Here is an 18,887-nt window from a genome sequence, read left to right on the forward strand (position 1 = left end):
TTTCACGCAGATTTTGACAAAATTGCGAAATAAAAAATCTGCGTGAAACCCTTTTACTACTTCCTGGCCGGAAAATAATTCTCTTTCAGAATAATTTCCAACGGAATATAATGTGTTTTTTCAACCGTTTCCTGAAGCACCAACTTTTTATACAAATGATTAACCGCCATATACCCTTGTTCTTCTGGTCTTTGATTAATCAAAAAATCAATTATTCCTTTGTTTAGGTATTCTATATTATCTTTCAATAAATCGTAACCAATAATTCGAACACCTTTAATATTGTTTTGCTCCAAAAATCGCGCTAAAATATAAGCTCTTGAATTGGGTACAAAAACACTGTTAATTCCGGAAAACATTTCCAGACACAACTGATCAATCCCGGAATCTTTAATGGTTACTTCTGAAAATTTGAAATTTGTCAATTCGTGATGGTCTTTAAAAAAAGAATAAAAACCATCTATACGTTGCAAATAAACCGAGGTGCTTTCTATTTCTCGGGTAATCTTAAAAATCAAAACGTGTCTTTCGTTATTAACCGCAAAACTAATCAGTCTTCCTGCTAAATAACCACTCTGAAAAGCATCCTGCCCCACATAGGCATGCTCTTCATCACTTGAAATATTGGAATCGATCATAACAACCGGAATATTCTTTTTTTCATATTCATTTAAAAAACGAACCGATTCTTCATAAAAAATAGGTGCAAATAACAACCCGTCGCATTCAAAATTCAAAACTTTTTCGACAGATTCCTTAAAAGAAGTAGCATTAAAATCATAGAAAAAATAATCGAGAACAACACCAAATTTTCCAAATTCAACAGCCGCTTTTTCTATTCCTGTAACCTGACTTTTCCAGTATTCAATGTTTTCATATTTGGGAAGGAAAACGGCAAAGCGGAATTTCTTATTTAAGGCCAGATTGCTTGCCAGAATATTTCGTTTATAGCCATATCGTTCGATAATAGTATTGACCTTATCAACATTTTCCTGTGCCACCTGACCTCGATTATGAATGATTCTGTCAACTGTTCCCGGTGAAACATTGGCTAATTCTGCTATTTTTTTTATTGTTATGATATTCTTACTTTTTAAGTTAAAACGATTTTGAAACCGTGTAAAATTAATTTTTTTAGGTAAAGATAAGTTGTTTTACTTAACTTTTTATATACATTTGTAAAAGCCCGTGTGCGTACACGTAAAATTACATAATTTACATACAAAACAATAATTTGTTTGCATATTAAAACAAATACCCTCACAAAAAAACCAAATAGAAAATTTAAAATATGATTATAGATGTTTTAAGTAATGCCGGAAAATATTTTGGCTTACATCCAAATTTCAAAAAAGCCTTTGATTATTTGAGTCAAAATGATTTGATTAATCTTGAAGATGGAGCTTTTGAAATTGCCGAAGGTTTAAAGGTAATCGTGATTTCCGGAGAAGGAACAACCAAAGAAGAAAGTATTAAAGGTTTTGAATGTCATGATCAGAATATTGACATTCAGATTTCGCTAAAAGGCCCTGAAACTTTTGCATGGAAACCAAGAGAAAAATGTGTAAATCCAAATGGAGAATATAGCGACGAAAGAGATGTTCGCTTTTTCCATGACAAACCAGATATGTTTTTTGAATTGCAGGAAGGACAATTTGCAATTTTATTCCCTACCGATGTTCACGCTGCCATGATTGGTGAAGGAACGTTGAAAAAAATTGTAATTAAAGTCAAAATATAAAACCAAACATAAATTTAAAAATGAATTCAATATTTAATCTTGAAGGAAAAATTGCTCTTATAACTGGCGGTGCAGGCGTATTGGGAAGCAATTTTGCAAACGTATTGGCCAAACAAGGTGTAATCGTCGGCATTGTGTCTCAATCTATTGAAAAAGCCAATAAAACTGTAGCTGCTATAGAAAGCAATGGCGGAAAAGCTTTTGCCGTTCAAGCCAATGTTTTAAACAAAGAAGAACTTGAAAAAGCCAAAGATTTTATTGTAGAAAAATATGGCCGTCTTGATATTTTGATCAATGCCGCAGGAGGAAATATGCCGGGAGCAACTATACAACCTGATCAGGCTATTTATGATATGAAAACAAATGATTTACAACAAGTAATCGATTTAAATATCATTGGAACAATGCTTCCATCACAAGTTTTTTCTGAACTTTTTGCAAAACAAAAACAAGGAAATATTATCAATATATCATCGACATCGGCGCAAAGACCTTTAACCAGAGTAGTTGGTTATTCGGCAGCAAAAGCGGCGATTGATAATTTCACCAAATGGATGTCGGTTGAACTGGCTTCAAAATATGGAGAAGAAATTCGCGTAAATGCTATTTCACCGGGTTTTTTCATTGGAGAACAAAACAGAGCTTTATTGTTAACTCCGGAAGGAAAATTAACACCAAGAGGTGAAAAAATTATTGACCATACGCCAATGGGAAGATTTGGAAAACCGGAAGATATTGACGGTGCACTTTTATTTTTATGCAGTGATATGTCAAAATTTGTTACCGGTACCATTATAGTGGTAGACGGTGGATTTGCTGCTACAAGTATTTAAAATTGAATTAGCTGGAAATGTTCTTATGAAAATGAGTGCCCTAGCCCCGATAGTAGTGGAAATCCTTTTGTGCCGGGGTTCGGCACAAAAGATTGAAACGGATAGCGGGAAATAGCTCCTGAAAAAATTAATAAATACCTACAAGGTTTTGAAAACCTTACAGGACAATAAACGAATAAAATGGAACAAACATTAAGATGGTTCGGACCAAATGATCCGGTTTCTTTACAAGATATAAAACAAACAGGTGCTACCGGAATTGTTACGGCATTGCATCATATTCCGAACGGACAAGTTTGGGAAATTGAAGAAATTATCAAACGAAAAGTTGAAATTGAACACGAAAACGGTGATCCTAAAAAAGGCGCTTCTGGCTTGATATGGTCAGTGGTTGAAAGTATTCCGGTTCATGAAGACATCAAAAAACAAACTGGAAATTATCTTCAATACATTGAAAATTATAAAGAAAGCATTCGAAATTTAGCATTATGCGGTATAAAATGCATCTGTTATAATTTCATGCCAGTTCTGGATTGGTCAAGAACAGATTTGTCTTATGAAGTAGAAGACGGTTCAAAAGCTTTACGTTTTGACATTAATGCATTTGCAGCTTTTGAATTGTTTATTTTGAAAAGACCCGGAGCTGAAAAAGAATATTCATCGGAACAAATTGAAAAAGCGACGAAATACTTTGGCGCCATGACAGATGCCGATAAAACCAAACTGCAACAAAACATTTTGGCAGGACTTCCGGGTGCTGAAGAAGCCTATTCTGTAGAAGATTTTCTGTTGACTTTGAGTGCTTATAATCACATTGACAGAACAGCTTTAAAGGAAAATCTTTTCTTCTTTTTGAAGGAAATTATTCCGGTTGCAGAAAGCAAAGGCGTGTTAATGGCGATTCATCCTGACGATCCACCCTACCCGATTTTAGGTTTGCCGAGAGTGGTAAGTACAGAAGAAGATTTGATCGAATTAATGAATGCCGCTCCTTCTAAATCAAACGGATTTACAATGTGTACAGGTTCTTATGGCGTTCGTGCTGATAATGACTTACCAGGAATTGTAAGACGTCACGGCGATAAAATGAACTTTATTCATTTAAGAAGCACACAAAGAGATGCAGAAGGAAGTTTCTATGAAGCTAATCATCTTGAAGGTGATGTTGATATGTACGAAGTTGTAAAAGCGATTATAGAAGTAGAAAAAAGAAATAACAGCCAATTGCCAATGCGTCCGGACCACGGTCACCAGATGTTGGATGATTTGAATAAAAAGACAAATCCTGGCTATTCTGCTATTGGGCGTTTAAGAGGTTTAGCCGAATTACGAGGGCTTGAAATGGGGATTAAGCGATCCTTGTAAGAGGTTTTGCCACAAAGGCGCTAAGACGCAAAGTTTTATTTAATGTCACAGATTACGGGATTGAAATGATTTTCTATTATGATTGCGTAAAGTTTGTCATTTCGACGGAGGAGAAATCACACGCGGAACTCTACAAAGATTGGCGATTTTGATTGCGGAGCTTCTAATGTGATTTCTCCTCCGTCGAAATGACAAGATTACGCTAAAAACTTAGAGCCTTAGTGCCTTCGTGGCAATCGCAAACCAAAAAACTAACTAACCACAAAACCACAAACCATGAACCGTCAAACCATTATTATTTATTGCAGTCTTTTTGTAAATAGTATTGTAATGGGTCAGCAAACACCTAAAATACTTACTGATTCAAAAGCAAATTATCTGCCTGATTTTAGTTATGCCGGCTACCATTTCGGCGAAAGCCAAATTCCTGAATATGTAGGGAAAATTGTGAATGCGACAGATTTTGGCGTAAAAGCAAATGACGGTTTAGATGATTCAAAAGCTTTATTGAAAGCTATAAAAGCGGCAAATTCTACTGAAGGAAACGTAATTTTGCAATTACCAGCCGGGCGAATTATTCTGAGTGATATTTTATACATCGAACGAAGTAATTTTGTGCTTCGCGGTACAGGTTCCGGAGAAAATGGAACCGAGATTTACTGTCCGAGACCGATGATGTATCTAAAAGACCCAGAATCGCTGGCAGAACTTCGCGAATATTTAACCACTTTTGATAAAAGACAACGCGAAACTGAAAATAATATCGATTTGCCTTTTTCGCAATATGCCTGGTCCGGTGGTTTTATCTGGACACAGGTTCCGAATGAACGTGTAAAATCTTATTTAGATAAATACGAACCGGTTCCAAATCCTTTAGCCAAAGTCAGTTCCGGAAATATGGGCGAGCATATTATTACTGTTTCTGATGTAAAAGGATTGAAGGTTGGCGATATAGTCGAACTTCAATTATTTAATAAAGACGGAGAAAATGGCGAAATTATTTCCGATTTATATAAAGGTGCCAAAGTAAAACCGGGATCTCATCATTGGAAATTTCCAAAACTTCCAATCGTAAGACAACAAGTTGAAATCACTAAAATTTCAAATTCAAAAATTACCATAAAAACGCCCTTAACTATTGCCATAAAACCAAGTTATCAGGCACAACTGGTTGAATGGAAACATTTAAACGAAGTGGGTATTGAACATATTCGTTTTACTTTTCCCGATATTCCGAGAGTCGCACACCATGTCGAACCAGGAAATAATGCGATCTTTTTGACGCGTTTATTTAACAGCTGGGTCAAAGACGTAACAATCACAAATGCTGATAGTGGAATTTTAGGTGAGGAAATTTCGAACGTTACCGTTCAGGATATTGTGACCGATGGAAACCATCTGGCGCATTATACCGTAACTTTAGGTGGCGTTCATAATGTTTTAGTCAAAAATCTCAAAATTTATAACAAAGCAGTTCATCCTTTAAGTTTCAACACCTTTGCTACTAAAAACGTGTATCAGAATTGTGAAATTTTTGCAGATCCAGTTCTAGATCAGCATTCGGGTGCAAATCATCAAAATTTATTTGATCATATTACGGTGCATTTAACTCCGGATAAAAATAACAGCTACGCCTTATTTGGCGGTGGTGGCGCTGATTACTGGAAACCTTCACATGGACCTTTTAGTACATTTTGGAATCTGAATGTTCAGGTTGAAAAACCAGATGGTAGTACAAAACCGGTTTTGTTATACGGAATGAAAGATGGCCCATTTGCCCGAATTATTGGCGTGAACGGTAATGCTAAATTCGAAGTAAAATATGAACCCGACGCTTATATTGAATTTTTAAATACATCATTGGATAATATTCCTTCCTTGTATGATTATCAATTAAATAAACGCCTGAAGAAATAATCTCGCAAAGTCGCAGAGTCGCAAAGTTTTTTTGCTAAACTTTTTAAGTCTCTTTTACTTGTCGAAATGATCTTCATCATAACATATTAAAATATTTTTTATCTCATAAACTCACGAAGACGCAAAAAAAATTTATAAGGAAACTTAAAAAACTAAACTTTGCGACTCTGCGACTTTGCAAGAAATCAACTCCACAACAAAATTCAAACGCCATGAAGTACAAAATAGCTTTTCTGGTTTTACTATTTATTTCGGGAAATATATTTTCCCAAAATAAGTATCGTCTCAAAAACATCTCTACAACTGACGGGCTTTCGCAGAATTCTGTTATTGCCATACATCAGGATAAATTTGGACAGATGTGGTTTGGTACGCGCGACGGTCTCAATAAATATGACGGCAGCCGATTCACCATTTTTAGGAATGATGTTGCCAATACAACATCTATCAGTAATGATATCTTAGCTATTGAAGAAGATAATTCCGGAAAATTATGGATTGGAACTTATAATGGACTGAATTGTTATGACCCTGTTAGTAATACTTTCAAGCGATATTTAAATGACAAGACCAATCATACTATAAATAGTAATACTATTTGGTGTATAAAGAAAATTGGGGATGAAATGTGGTTCGGAACTTCAAAAGGATTATCTGTTTATAACAAAAAAACGGGGCAGTTTGCTTCCGCTTTTCATTCTGCTACGGACAATACAACCATTCCAAGCAATAATATTCTGAGTATTTTAAAAACCAAAAAAGGTCAGATCTGGATTGGAACGACAAAAGGATTGTGTGTATTAACAAGCAGAAAAAACGGGAAATTTTCTTTTAAAAATTATCCGCTAAATAATATTGATGTATTAAATGTGTCAGCAATTGCTGAAGACCGCTTCAACAATATCTGGGTTGGAACAAAAAACAAAGGCCTTTTAAAATTTGATTCATCAACAAACAGTTTTGTTTCCTATTTATCTGATGAAAAACGCAAGGAAATCAACAATGAAATCCGTGCTTTGGCTATTGACAACAAAGGTTCGATCTGGATTGGTGCTTATGACGGAATTTATATTTTAGGAGAAGATAAGAGTATTCAAAAAATAAATAATAACAACAGTTATAGTAATAACAATCACAACAGTGGAATTGAAAAAGTAAAATCAATTTTCATCGATAAAAAAGGTTCTGTTTGGATTGGCTGTTATTACAAAGGCGTAAATATGTGGGATATTTCGAACGTAAATTTCTTCAATTACGATCAGAATTCTAAAAAGATTCCGATGAGTTATGATGTGGTGAGTTCGATTGTGGCCGACAAAAATCAGAATATTTATTTTGGAACTGAAGGTGGAGGCATCACCATTTTCAATAAAAATACAGAAACTACAAGTTACCTTAACAACAAAATTGGACAAACGCCCATAAATGATATTAAATCAATGTGCGTTGCAGAGAATAATATTTTGTGGATGGGAACTTTCTCCAAAGGAATTTCAGCTTATAATACTCTGAATAAAAGAATTGAAGAAGACAGAATTTCACCTCAATTAAAGGATTCAATAAAAGATGCCGGTGTTTATTCTATCAAAACAGAAGGAAACGGCATATTGTGGATGGGTACTTTTAGTAAAGGATTAATTCGCTATAATACTGTTTCTAAAGCTTTTCAATTTATTAGAAATGATAATACCAAGGCAAATTATCTAACCAATAATTATGTGCGAACGGTCTTAGTCGACAAACAAAAAAGACTTTGGGTAGGAACACTGAATGGCCTGAATCTTATTGGACTCAAAAATTTTCAACCCAATAAATACGTTGTAAAACATTTCCTTTTTGATGATGTTACTTTATCCGGAGATGATATTCTGACATTGTTTCAGGATTCACATAATATAATCTGGGTAGGAACAAAAGCAAAAGGATTGCATTATTTTGATGGAAAGAAATTCAACAGAATCAACCTGAAAATTGGAAATACAGTTGTTACATCAATCCATTCTATTTTGGAAGATGGTGATAAGAATCTTTGGATTAGTACCAATCAGGGAATTATAAAATACAGTACTACCCGAAAAACAGTCATTAATTATGATCAAAAAGATGGTATAACAAATAATGAATTTAATGATAATGCCGCTTTAAAACTTGATGCCAATACATTTTATTTTGGAAGCCCATCTGGCGCAACTTATTTTGACGCCCGAAAAATTTCCATAAATCAGCACGCTCCTCAGGTTTTAATTACGGATTTGAAAATCAAAAATGAAACTACAAATCCAAATGATTCTTTAGGCATTTTAGAAAAAAGTATTGGTTACACCAAAACCATTACTTTGGATTATGACAAAGCTAATTTCTCGATCAATTTTGCGATTCCGAATTACATTCGATCAAAAAAGAATCAGTATAGCTATCGTTTAACCGGACTGGAAAACAACTGGACACTTACAAAAAATACAGAAGCCATGTATGCCATTCAGAATCCCGGTACTTATGTTTTTGAAGTTAGAGGCGCTAATAATGATGGCGTTTGGAATAAATTTCCCACTACACTAACGGTTGTCGTTAAACCGGCTCCGTGGCGCAGTATTTGGGCATTCTTATTTTATGGAATCGTAATTGGTTCAGCATTATACGGTTTGATCTGGATTATGAAATCGAAAGCCAGATTGAAACAAAAACTCGAATTAGAGTATTTAGAAACCAAACGTATCGAAGAAAACAACAGGGCAAAACTGGATTTCTTTACTAATATTTCGCATGAATTCAGAACCCCATTAACGTTGATTTTAGGGCCGTTACAACAGATTTTATCTAATTATAACGGAACAAATGAAATGTACAAAAAGTTATTGGTCATTGAAGGAAGTGCAAATCATCTTTTAAGCCTGATCAATCGTTTGATGGATTTCAGAAAACTAGAAAATCATCAGGTTAAATTAGAATCGGCTAATGGTAATATCGTAAAATTCACCAGAGAAATCTTTTTGTCTTTTATAGAATATGCTAAAGATGGCAATTACCAATATACTTTTGAAGCTTCTGAAGAAGAAATACTGGTTTATTTTGATCGTTATAAACTCGAACGTGTTTTTTATAATTTGATTTCGAATGCGTTTCGCTACACCCCAAAAGGTGGCGATATAAGCATTAAAATAAATCACGATCAGGAAAACCTTTATATCGCCGTAGAAGATTCCGGTGTTGGCATTGCCGAGGAACATATTGATAAAATTTTTGATTTGTTTTTTGAAGTTCCGTTGCACAATAACGTTCAGAAAAACTATAATAAAGGAACCGGAATTGGTTTATCTATCGTAAAAAACATTGTCAAACTCCATAAAGGAGATATTGATGTAAACAATAAAGAAAGTGGTGGCGTTGTTTTTAAAGTTACACTTCCTTTGGGTCGTGCACATCTTTCAGACGATGAAATTATTGAAGATTTTAAAATTAGTGATGACATTGTGCAATATGCTAATCAATTGGAAACTCCGGAAATACCAGAACCTGAAGACATTGACGATTTGGTTGTAAATGACCAAAAACAAACCATTCTAATAGTAGAAGATCATAAGGTTTTAAGAACCTTCATGAGAAATCTACTCAAAAAAGAATACAATATTATTGAAGCTGAAAACGGTAAAATTGCTTTTGAAAAGGCATTACAATTTGTTCCGAACTTAATTATTAGTGACGTTATCATGCCGGAAATGGTTGGAACAGAACTTTGTTCAAAAATTAAAGAAAACCTAAAAACAAGTCATATTCCGGTTATTCTGTTAACTTCGAGATCTTCATTGGTTTATAAATTCGAAGGACTCGAAAGCGGTGCCGATGATTATATTAGTAAACCTTTTAATCTAATAGAGTTTAAACTTCGCGTTAAAAATCTGTTGAATTCAACTGAAAGGCTAAAAAACAAATTCGCAAGCGAAGATAATTTTGTTCCGTCAGAAATTACGGTTTCTTCTTTGGATGAAGAATTATTGAAAAAAGCATTCAAAATAGTAGAAGAAAATATTTCGAATGAACAATTTGATATTCCATTTTTCTGTTCCGAATTAGGTGTCAGCCGAACCATGTTATTCTTAAAAATTAAAGCATGGACAAATTATACGCCTAATGAATTTATTCATGAGATAAGATTAAAACGTGCCGCTCAATTATTGGAACAAAATAAGCTTAACGTTTCTGAAGTAAGCTATAAAGTTGGCTTTAATAATCCTAAATATTTCAGCAAATGCTTCCAGAAAAAGTACGGAGAAACACCGTCGCAATTTGCTGAAAAATTTTCAAAACCAATGCCGGTAGTTTAAAACTTCCAGTGTTTTCAAGGCTTAAAAAAGGGTATCTGTATTATTAGATACCCTTTTTTGTATTTCTATATCGTTTTCGCGTCCTACATTTGCCTTATGAAAATCAAGAAAACAAAATTCTTATTGCTGCAAATCTTCTTTATGCTGCTAATAATAGGAATGAGTTTATTGGTTTTCTACTTTATATAACATTAACCTTAAAACCACAAAATGAATGTTTACAAACCAAAAGATTGAAAAACAGACCAGAAGTATTTGGCCCAAATGGTTTTGAAACCCTAATTTTATATAAACAAATATTATTTATTTTCCATATCAGGAATAAAATTAGCTGTAAAACCAAACAATCCAGGTTATTAAAACATTAGATTAATTAGTAAGTATGAATAAAGTTAATTCATTTTTTTTAATTCTTGGATTTGCACTACTGGCATCGTGCAAATCCGGGATTAATTCTCAGACAAAAGTTACCACAACTTCAGAAAATCTTCTGGAAAAAAGATATAAAATGCTGCTCGACTATCCGGTTGACTCGATGTCGATGCCACGCAGTATGACCATCAAAACCAATTCAATTAAAAAAGTTCCTTCAAGGGACTGGACAAGCGGATTCTTTGCCGGAAACTTATGGCAATTGTACCGATTAACAGGTAATGAAGCCTATAAAAATCAGGCAGAAAAATGGATTCCTTTTAGTAAAAAAGAAAGTTTAAATAGTAATTCACACGACGTTGGATTTAAAGTGTTTTGCAGTTTTGGAGAAGCCCTAAAAGTGGAAAACAAACAAGAGTATAAAAACGTAATTATTAAAGGTGCCGAAACATTATGTACTCGTTTTAATGCCAAAGTAGGCGCCATCAGATCATGGGATTTTAATAAGGAAATCTGGGATTATCCAGTGATCATTGACAATATGATGAATTTGGAATTGCTTTTTGAAGCCTCAAAATTATCAGGAAATAAAAAGTATCACGATATAGCGATTCAACATGCCAATACAACTTTAAAAAATCAATTTAGAGCAGACAATAGTTGTTATCACGTTATTGATTATGACCCAACTTCTGGAGCTGTTAGAAAGAAAACTACTTTACAAGGTTACAATGACGATTCCGTTTGGGCTCGAGGACAAGGATGGGCAGTCTACGGATTTACGATGTCATATCGCTATACCAAAGATCCGGCTTATTTAAAACAAGCCGAAGCGACTGCTAATTTTTTTATAAATAATAAAAATTTACCTGAAGACGGAATTCCGTATTGGGATTTTAAAGATCCTGCTATTCCAAATACGGCTCGGGATGTTTCTGCTGCGACCGTTATGGCTTCTGCTTTATATGAGTTGTATGGTTATACTAAAAATAAGAGTTATTTGGCTTTCGCCGATAAAATAATGACTTCGTTAAATTCAGATAAATACATTTTAAGTGATGCTGTAAAAGCGCCTTTTATATTGGATCACAGCACTGGAAACTGGCCAAAACACGACGAAATTGACGAACCTATAATCTATGCTGATTATTATTTTCTGGAAGCATTACTAAGAAAAAAAGCTTTATAATTTATGAAAAAACAACACAACAACTATATCACTTTTCATAGTATAGCTTTCCTTATTGTTTTTCTGTTTTGCCTGAACTTAAGCTTTGCTCAAAAGAATTTGGCAATGCGAACCAAAACAAATATCAATGACAATTGGTTGTATTTAGAAAATCATACACCTACTCTTTCTGAAGCTCAAAAAGCGACAAACTGGAATAGCATAAATTTACCGCACAGCTGGAACGCCGAAGACGCAACCGACCTGAATCCGGGTTACAGACGTGATGCAAGCTGGTATCAAAAAAAGCTAAACATTGCGTCAATCGATAAAGATAAACGCTATTTTTTATATTTTGAAGGATCAAACATAACTACAAAAGTATATGTAAACGGCAAAGAAGCTGGCGGACATATTGGCGGTTATATTGGCTTTACAATCGATATTACAAATTATATAAACGAAGGAAATAACGATGTTTTTGTACGCGTGGATAATAGTTATGACATCGAAATAATTCCGTCCCAAAAGAGCGATTTCTTTATTTATGGCGGAATTACAAGAGATGTCTGGCTGTTATCTCAATATAAAAATCGCATCGATAATATAAAAATTACCACTCCGGAAGTTTCTGCAAAAAAAGCTTCGGTACAAATTCTGGCCTCAACAATTAATCCTGAAAATGCTAAGGATTTATCATTAACGGTAGTTCTTAAAAACCCAAAAGGAAAAAAAGTAGCCAGTAAAACGATTCCGGTTTCAGATAAAACATCGAATATCACTTTCGAAAACATCAAAAATCCAGAATTATGGGATACTGATAATCCGAATTTATATTCTGTTACCGCTATTTTATCCGAAAAAAATCAAATTAAGGACAGTGTAAACGAAAAAGTCGGTTTCAGATGGTTTGAATTTAAAGATCATGGGCCGTTTTACCTTAACGGAAAACGATTGTTGATTCGTGGTACACATCGTCACGAAGAACAAGCCGGTGTTGGAGCTGCAATGAGCAACGAGCAACATTGGGCGGATATGAAGTCTATCAAAAATATGGGTGCTAATTTTGTTCGATTGGCGCATTATCCGCAAGATCCTGAAGTTTATAAAGCCTGCGATGAACTTGGACTATTGGTTTGGGATGAATTGCCGTGGTGTCGTGGCGGAATTGGCGGCGAACTTTGGCAGACGAACACCAAAAATATGCTGACTGAAATCATCAATCAAAATTACAATCATCCGAGTATTATAATTTGGTCTTTAGGGAATGAAATGAACTGGCTTCCGGATTTTCCTGACGGAGATAATGCAGAGAAGACAAACGCATTTTTAACGGAATTAAACGACCTCGCACACAAGCTTGATCCAACGCGAAAAACAGCGATCAGAAAGTATTATGAAGGTTCACAAATTGTAGATGTCTTCTCCCCTTCTATCTGGTCTGGGTGGTATTCCGGAAGTTATAAAAGTTACCAAAAAGCCATTGATGTTTACAAGAAAGAATACAAACATTTTATTCATGCTGAATATGGCGGTGACAGTCATGTTGGCCGTCACAGCGAAAATCCGATTACGGGTGAAAATGTCATAAAAGCCGAAGGCTGGGAAGAAGCCATTGTGCAAACCAAAGTAGCAAATATTGCACAAATTGGAGATTGGAGCGAAAATTATATCGTTGATTTATTCGATTGGCATTTGCATATATCCGAGAATGATCCAACGTTTGTGGGTAACGTACAATGGGCATTTAAGGATTTTGCAACGCCTTTACGTCCAGAAGATGATATTCCATACATGAACCAAAAAGGGCTTGTAGACCGAAACGGAGTTCCGAAAGATGCTTATTATGTTTTTAAAAGTTATTGGAGCAAAGAGCCTTTTACATACATAGAATCACATACCTGGACCGAGCGTCAGGGACCAGAAAATACCCCAAGAACATTGAGTGTTTTCAGTAATTGCGAGAAAGTAACTTTATATCACGATGGGAAATCGCTTGGGGAAAAATTGAGAAATCTTTCATTATATCCTGCAAATGGTTTAACCTGGGATGTCAATTTTAAAAAAGGAGATAATATTCTGGTTGCCGTTGGTAAAAATAAAGATGGAAAAACGGTTTCAGATACTTTAAAAGTAAATTATCGCTTCAACAAAAATGATGCAGCGACTTCATTACAATTATCATCTCAAAAATTAAAAAACGGCAATTATCTCGTTACTGCAATTGCAATTGACAACAACAATTTGCGCTGTTTAGATTATGAAGAAAGTGTTTATTTTCAATGTTTGAAAGGTGGAAAAACTTTAAAAAACCAAGGAACACCAACTGGCAGTGAATCGATAAAAATGGCAAACGGAAAAGCTTCGATTGAAGTTGTGCCAGATGGTTCTAATGCCTCGATTGAAATGACCGCTTTGAATCAGAGCTTTAAAGGAGAATATTTGAAGATACCGATAGAATAAAAAGCTTGCTAAACCGCAAAGTTCGCAAAGTGAAAAACACAAGGTTCGCAAAGTTTAAAAAGGCTTTGCGAACTTTGTATAAAATCGTGGCGGTCTTTGCGGTTAAAAAACCTCCCTCTTAATTATAAGAAAACAAAATAACTTTACCAATGAAAAAACTATTAACCGCAATCCTCTTAACCACCTCTATTTTTGGATTTGCACAAAATCAAAACCTAATCTCAAATGTTCCAAACCGAAATACAACTTCTTTAAACGGCGTTTGGAATTATATTGTTGATCCTTATCAAACAGGTTTTTACAGCTTTCACCTTGATCAATATGACAAACAGGAAAAACCGGCAAAATCTGCCTTCTACAGCAATTATCATGCGGTAAACAAACAGGAATTAGTAGAATATGATTTTGATAAATCACCACAAATTAATATTCCGGGCGATTGGAATTCGCAGGTTACGGAACTTAAATATTACGAAGGAAATGTTTGGTTCAAAAAGTCTTTCGATTATAATTTGGCAGCTAAAAAACGTCTTTTTGTTTATTTGGGAGCAATCAATTACAAAGCAGATGTTTATTTGAACGGAAAAAAACTAGGAACTCATATAGGCGGTTTTACACCTTTCAATTACGAAATAACATCGATTGTAAAACCAAAAGATAATTATTTGGTTATTAAAGTAGATAATACACGTCATAAAGAAGATGTTCCGACTGTCAATACCGATTGGTGGAATTATGGCGGAATAACACGCGATGTGACTTTAATTGAAGAAGATGCTTCTTTTGTAGAAGATTACAACATTCAGCTTAAAAAAAATAATGCAGCTTTGATTTCAGGTTTTGTAAAAATCAATAATCCTGACGCTGTTCAAAATACTGTGACAATTACAATTCCGGAATTAAAAATCAATTACAAAGGAAAAGTGGGCGCTGATGGTCTTTTAAACTTCGAAATTCCGGCTAAAAAAATCTCCTATTGGTCACCTGAAAATCCAAAACTTTACAATGTAACTATTGATTTTAATGGACAAAAACTGAAAGATAATATTGGTTTCAGAACGATCGAAACCAAAGAAGATAAAATTATATTAAATGGAAAACCAATCTTTTTGCGTGGTATTTCGATTCACGAAGAAAATGCAAAAGGCGGACGTGCAAATTCAGAAGAAGATGCTTTACGTTTGTTAAACTGGGCAAAAGAATTAGGTTGCAATTATGTTCGTCTGGCACATTATCCGCATAACGAAAATATTATCAGAACGGCTGATAAAATGGGCTTAATGGTTTGGGAAGAAATTCCGGTTTACTGGACCGTAGAATTCACTAATAATGACACCTATAAAAATGCAGAAGATCAATTAACAGCTGCAATTACGAGAGATAAAAACAGAGCTTCTATTATTATCTGGTCGATGGCCAATGAAACTCCAGTTTCTGACGCTCGAAATACTTTTATTAAAAATTTAGCTGACCATACAAAATCTTTAGATAATACCCGATTAATCAGTGCCGCTCTATTGACGAAAAAAGAAACAATCAATGATGAAATTGGCGAGTTTCTGGATATTATTGCATTCAACCAATATTTAGGCTGGTATGGTGGTAATTTAGAAGATGCCGAAAAAATAACCTGGCAAACCAAATACAACAAACCTGTTGTTGTTTCTGAATTTGGAGGAGACGCAAAACAAGGTTTGCACGGTGAAAAAAATGAGCGCTGGACAGAAGAATATCAGGAATACCTATATATTCAGAATTTGAAAATGATTGAAAAAACACCTCATCTTAGTGGTTTGAGTCCATGGATTTTGGTTGATTTCAGGTCTCCGAAAAGACTACTTCCAGGGGTTCAGGACGGATACAACAGAAAAGGTTTAATATCAAATGATGGCGATAAAAAGAAGGCTTTTTACATTATGCAGAATTGGTATGAAAAGAAGAAAAAAGAGCAAAACCTGAATTAAGGAGCATTACCAATTCATTAACAAAAAACAAACTGTAATTATATGATTTTTCTTCATTATTAACTTACTTTGTACTTATTCTAAAAATTGTAATCCTATGAAAAAATTATGCTTACTCGCAGTTATTTTATTTACTGCCGTTACAGTTCAGGCTCAAGATGTGGTAAAATTCTCTCCACTTGACGCGAGTCCTGTTGATATTGTTTATTTTCCAAGCAGATCGATTAAATACAAAAAAACGGATACACCTTCAGCTACAATTAAAGTTATTTATTCAAGACCAGCTGTTAAAGGGCGTGTTGTATTTGGAGATTTGATTAAGTACGGTGAAATTTGGCGTGTTGGTGCAAATGAAAATACAGAAATTAAATTCTACAAACCGGCAACTATCAATGGTGTTTCAATTCCTGCAGGATCTTACAGTTTGTTTGCCATTCCTGAAAAAGACAAATGGACAATCATTATCAATAAAGAACTTGATATGTGGGGTGCATATGCTTATGATGAAAGCAAAGATTTAGTAAAAATTACAGTTCCGGTTAAAACAGTAACTACTCCAATTGAATCTTTATCTATTGCTTTTACAGCAAAAGATGGTATAACAAATTTGGTTATTGGCTGGGATAAAACAACAGTTGAAGTTCCTATTACAATCAAATAACCATTTGTTATTTTAACGTAAATATCAAAGAGACACTTAATTAAACAATAAGTGTCTCTTTTTTTTGTTTAATATTGAAGTAAATTTTAACATTTTACCAATAACTAACCAAAAACCACAAAGAATGAGAAGAACCGATTTACTTCTGTTATTTTTATTGTCAGTTTATTCCGGACATGCACAACAAAAGTTTAAGATTACGTATGAACAATTAAAAGAGTACGAAGGTATTTATGAATATCAAAACAATACCACATTACAAATAGCAGCATCTCCAAAAGATACAATTTTATATGCTATTATCAACGAAAGCAGATATGCGCTGAAGCCTTCTGAAAAAGACATCTTCCTCAATACGTCAAAAGAAAAAGTAACTTTCTTAAGAAACAATACTTCAGTTATTACAGGTTATACTTCTGAGGGAAAAACTTTTAATCTCATCAATAAAAAGGTCACTTTTCCCAAAGAAATGTGGTATCCAAGGCTTAATTCAAAAGATTTTAAATATGTCTATCAACAACCCAAAAAAGATCTTGATGGTTTGATAACAGGGACAATCGATAATACTTTATTAGACAAAGCATTATTGAATGAAATGATGCAAAAAATTGTTGATGGCACCTATCCAAATGTACATAGCGTTTTAATTATAAAAGATGGGAAACTCGTATTTGAAGAGTACTTCTATGAATACAACAAAACAAAGTTGCACGAAATGCGTTCTGCTACAAAAAGCCTTGTTTCTGCACTTACCGGAATTGCGATTGATAAAGGTTTGATTAAAGATATAAATGAAACTGTGCTTTCTTTTTTTCCGGAATACACTCTTAAAAATCTAACCGAAGATAAAAGACAAATTACAATCAAAAACCTTTTAACAAATCAAAGTGGTCTTGATTGCGATGTAAGTAATCCAAAATCAGAAGGAAATGAAACAACTATGAATTATTCTGAAGACTGGGTAAAATTCACTTTAGATTTACCAATGGTTGATGTTCCGGGCGGTAGAGGAATGTATTGTTCCGGCAATCCTATAACATTGGGCAAAATCGTCGAAAAAGCAACAAAAATGACACTTCCTGATTTTGCAAAAGAAACACTTTTTAAAGATATTGGTATAAAAAACTTCAAATGGAATTTTAAACCCGATGCATCGAGTGCCGAAACATTTTGCCAAATTTATTTAACGCCCAGAGATATGGCCAAATTTGGTTTGCTTTATCTTAATAAAGGAATTTGGAATGATAAACAGGTTATTTCTAAAGTATGGGTTAATGAATCGCTCACAAAACAATCTGTTGTTCAAGGCGTAAATTATGGTTACTTATGGTGGATTAAATACCTTGAAGTTAACGGAAAGAGATTTTATGGAAAAGCTGCGCAAGGAAATGGCGGACAGAAAATTTATATTTGGGAAGAACAAAACATGGTTACCGTTATTACTGGTGGCAACTACAACTCACAATCACCAAGTGATGAACTAATTCAAAAATATATTTTACCGGCTTTTAGTAAAAAATAGTATTATAAAATATAATCAAATATAAAGGCTGTCATTTTTGGCTGCCTTTTTTATGAAAAAATTGCTAGAATAAATATAAAATTGAAGATGAAAAATAATTTCAGACTAAAAACATGGTAATTATGTAACATTTTACCGAAATTATATAAATATCACATATATCTCAAGTGTATATTTGACACTTATGATACTGATTTTCGATTTAAAATTGTTCCACATACCTACTAAAAGTCGTTGTCAATATTGTAAAAAATATAACCAAAACCAATCGAAAAATGGTGCAGTATTACAACACAATGTAATATAGTTTTATTCATGAATGACAGAAACTATATTATGTCCCCCAAATAATAATGTAGTATTCTTCTATTATTCCGATAATTCTAAAAACTTTGTTTTATAAAACAACTGCATCATTTTTTTTCAAAAATGAACGCGTTTTCAATTTATTTTTTTCCTCTTCCTGAAAACAATTAAAAAACAAGAGACATGGAAATTATATAAGATTTGATAAAAATTATATAAACAACGTTTTTGATTGCCTTTTATTTTTGAAGTA

General features: G+C 33.8%; 11 protein-coding genes. 10 read left to right on the top strand and 1 reads right to left on the bottom strand.

Annotated elements, in window-relative coordinates; all coding sequences use genetic code 11:
* Positions 1 to 56 precede the first annotated feature (56 nt).
* A complete protein-coding gene (locus tag AC1RRN_RS14560; protein ID WP_492968021.1) occupies positions 57 to 1,130 on the bottom strand; it encodes a substrate-binding domain-containing protein in 1,074 nt (357 codons plus the stop codon).
* 161 nt (positions 1,131 to 1,291) lie between these two features.
* Here AC1RRN_RS14560 and AC1RRN_RS14565 point away from each other — a divergent pair, with 161 nt between their 5' ends.
* The 10 genes from AC1RRN_RS14565 to AC1RRN_RS14610 all read left to right on the top strand — a co-directional run bounded on the left by AC1RRN_RS14565 (position 1,292) and on the right by AC1RRN_RS14610 (position 18,328).
* Positions 1,292 to 1,741, top strand: coding sequence for a NanQ anomerase/TabA/YiaL family protein (locus AC1RRN_RS14565; RefSeq protein WP_492967992.1), 450 nt, complete (start codon positions 1,292 to 1,294; stop codon positions 1,739 to 1,741).
* Between the two features lie 20 nt (positions 1,742 to 1,761).
* Entirely contained in the window at positions 1,762 to 2,574 is an 813-nt protein-coding gene (locus AC1RRN_RS14570; protein WP_492967993.1) for an SDR family oxidoreductase, read from the top strand.
* A gap of 180 nt (positions 2,575 to 2,754) precedes the next feature.
* Positions 2,755 to 3,939, top strand: a complete 1,185-nt coding sequence (gene uxuA / locus AC1RRN_RS14575; protein ID WP_492967994.1) for a mannonate dehydratase — start codon at positions 2,755 to 2,757, stop codon at positions 3,937 to 3,939.
* Between the two features lie 276 nt (positions 3,940 to 4,215).
* Positions 4,216 to 5,856: a hypothetical protein gene (locus AC1RRN_RS14580; RefSeq protein WP_492967995.1), complete on the top strand. Its 1,641-nt coding sequence runs from the start codon at positions 4,216 to 4,218 to the stop codon at positions 5,854 to 5,856.
* 212 nt (positions 5,857 to 6,068) lie between these two features.
* Positions 6,069 to 10,178, top strand: a complete 4,110-nt coding sequence (locus AC1RRN_RS14585) for a two-component regulator propeller domain-containing protein (protein WP_492967996.1) — start codon at positions 6,069 to 6,071, stop codon at positions 10,176 to 10,178.
* A 382-nt stretch (positions 10,179 to 10,560) separates the two neighbouring features.
* Positions 10,561 to 11,739, top strand: a complete 1,179-nt coding sequence (locus AC1RRN_RS14590) for a glycoside hydrolase family 88 protein (protein ID WP_492967997.1) — start codon at positions 10,561 to 10,563, stop codon at positions 11,737 to 11,739.
* 3 nt (positions 11,740 to 11,742) lie between these two features.
* Complete coding sequence (locus tag AC1RRN_RS14595) at positions 11,743 to 14,181, top strand: glycoside hydrolase family 2 protein (protein WP_492967998.1); 2,439 nt, start codon at positions 11,743 to 11,745, stop codon at positions 14,179 to 14,181.
* A gap of 149 nt (positions 14,182 to 14,330) precedes the next feature.
* Positions 14,331 to 16,145, top strand: a complete 1,815-nt coding sequence (locus AC1RRN_RS14600; RefSeq protein ID WP_492967999.1) for a glycoside hydrolase family 2 protein — start codon at positions 14,331 to 14,333, stop codon at positions 16,143 to 16,145.
* Positions 16,146 to 16,242: 97 nt separating this feature from the next.
* On the top strand, positions 16,243 to 16,806 hold the full coding sequence (locus AC1RRN_RS14605) for a DUF2911 domain-containing protein (protein ID WP_492968000.1): 564 nt from the start codon (positions 16,243 to 16,245) through the stop codon (positions 16,804 to 16,806).
* A gap of 124 nt (positions 16,807 to 16,930) precedes the next feature.
* The gene (locus tag AC1RRN_RS14610; RefSeq protein WP_492968001.1) at positions 16,931 to 18,328 is read left to right on the top strand and encodes a serine hydrolase domain-containing protein; all 1,398 of its coding nucleotides are present in this window, start codon (positions 16,931 to 16,933) and stop codon (positions 18,326 to 18,328) included.
* Positions 18,329 to 18,887 lie beyond the last annotated feature (559 nt).

The sequence above is a fragment of the Flavobacterium sp. GW821-FHT11G01 genome, assembly GCF_058808175.1.

Bases quoted from the DNA above. Each gene is read 5' to 3' on its own strand.
- AC1RRN_RS14565 (WP_492967992.1), top strand. From the start codon at position 1,292: ATGATTATAGATGTTTTAAGTAATGCCGGAAAATATTTTGGCTTACAT.
- AC1RRN_RS14570 (WP_492967993.1), top strand. From the start codon at position 1,762: ATGAATTCAATATTTAATCTTGAAGGAAAAATTGCTCTTATAACTGGC.
- uxuA (WP_492967994.1), top strand. From the start codon at position 2,755: ATGGAACAAACATTAAGATGGTTCGGACCAAATGATCCGGTTTCTTTA.
- AC1RRN_RS14580 (WP_492967995.1), top strand. From the start codon at position 4,216: ATGAACCGTCAAACCATTATTATTTATTGCAGTCTTTTTGTAAATAGT.
- AC1RRN_RS14585 (WP_492967996.1), top strand. From the start codon at position 6,069: ATGAAGTACAAAATAGCTTTTCTGGTTTTACTATTTATTTCGGGAAAT.
- AC1RRN_RS14590 (WP_492967997.1), top strand. From the start codon at position 10,561: ATGAATAAAGTTAATTCATTTTTTTTAATTCTTGGATTTGCACTACTG.
- AC1RRN_RS14595 (WP_492967998.1), top strand. From the start codon at position 11,743: ATGAAAAAACAACACAACAACTATATCACTTTTCATAGTATAGCTTTC.
- AC1RRN_RS14600 (WP_492967999.1), top strand. From the start codon at position 14,331: ATGAAAAAACTATTAACCGCAATCCTCTTAACCACCTCTATTTTTGGA.
- AC1RRN_RS14605 (WP_492968000.1), top strand. From the start codon at position 16,243: ATGAAAAAATTATGCTTACTCGCAGTTATTTTATTTACTGCCGTTACA.
- AC1RRN_RS14610 (WP_492968001.1), top strand. From the start codon at position 16,931: ATGAGAAGAACCGATTTACTTCTGTTATTTTTATTGTCAGTTTATTCC.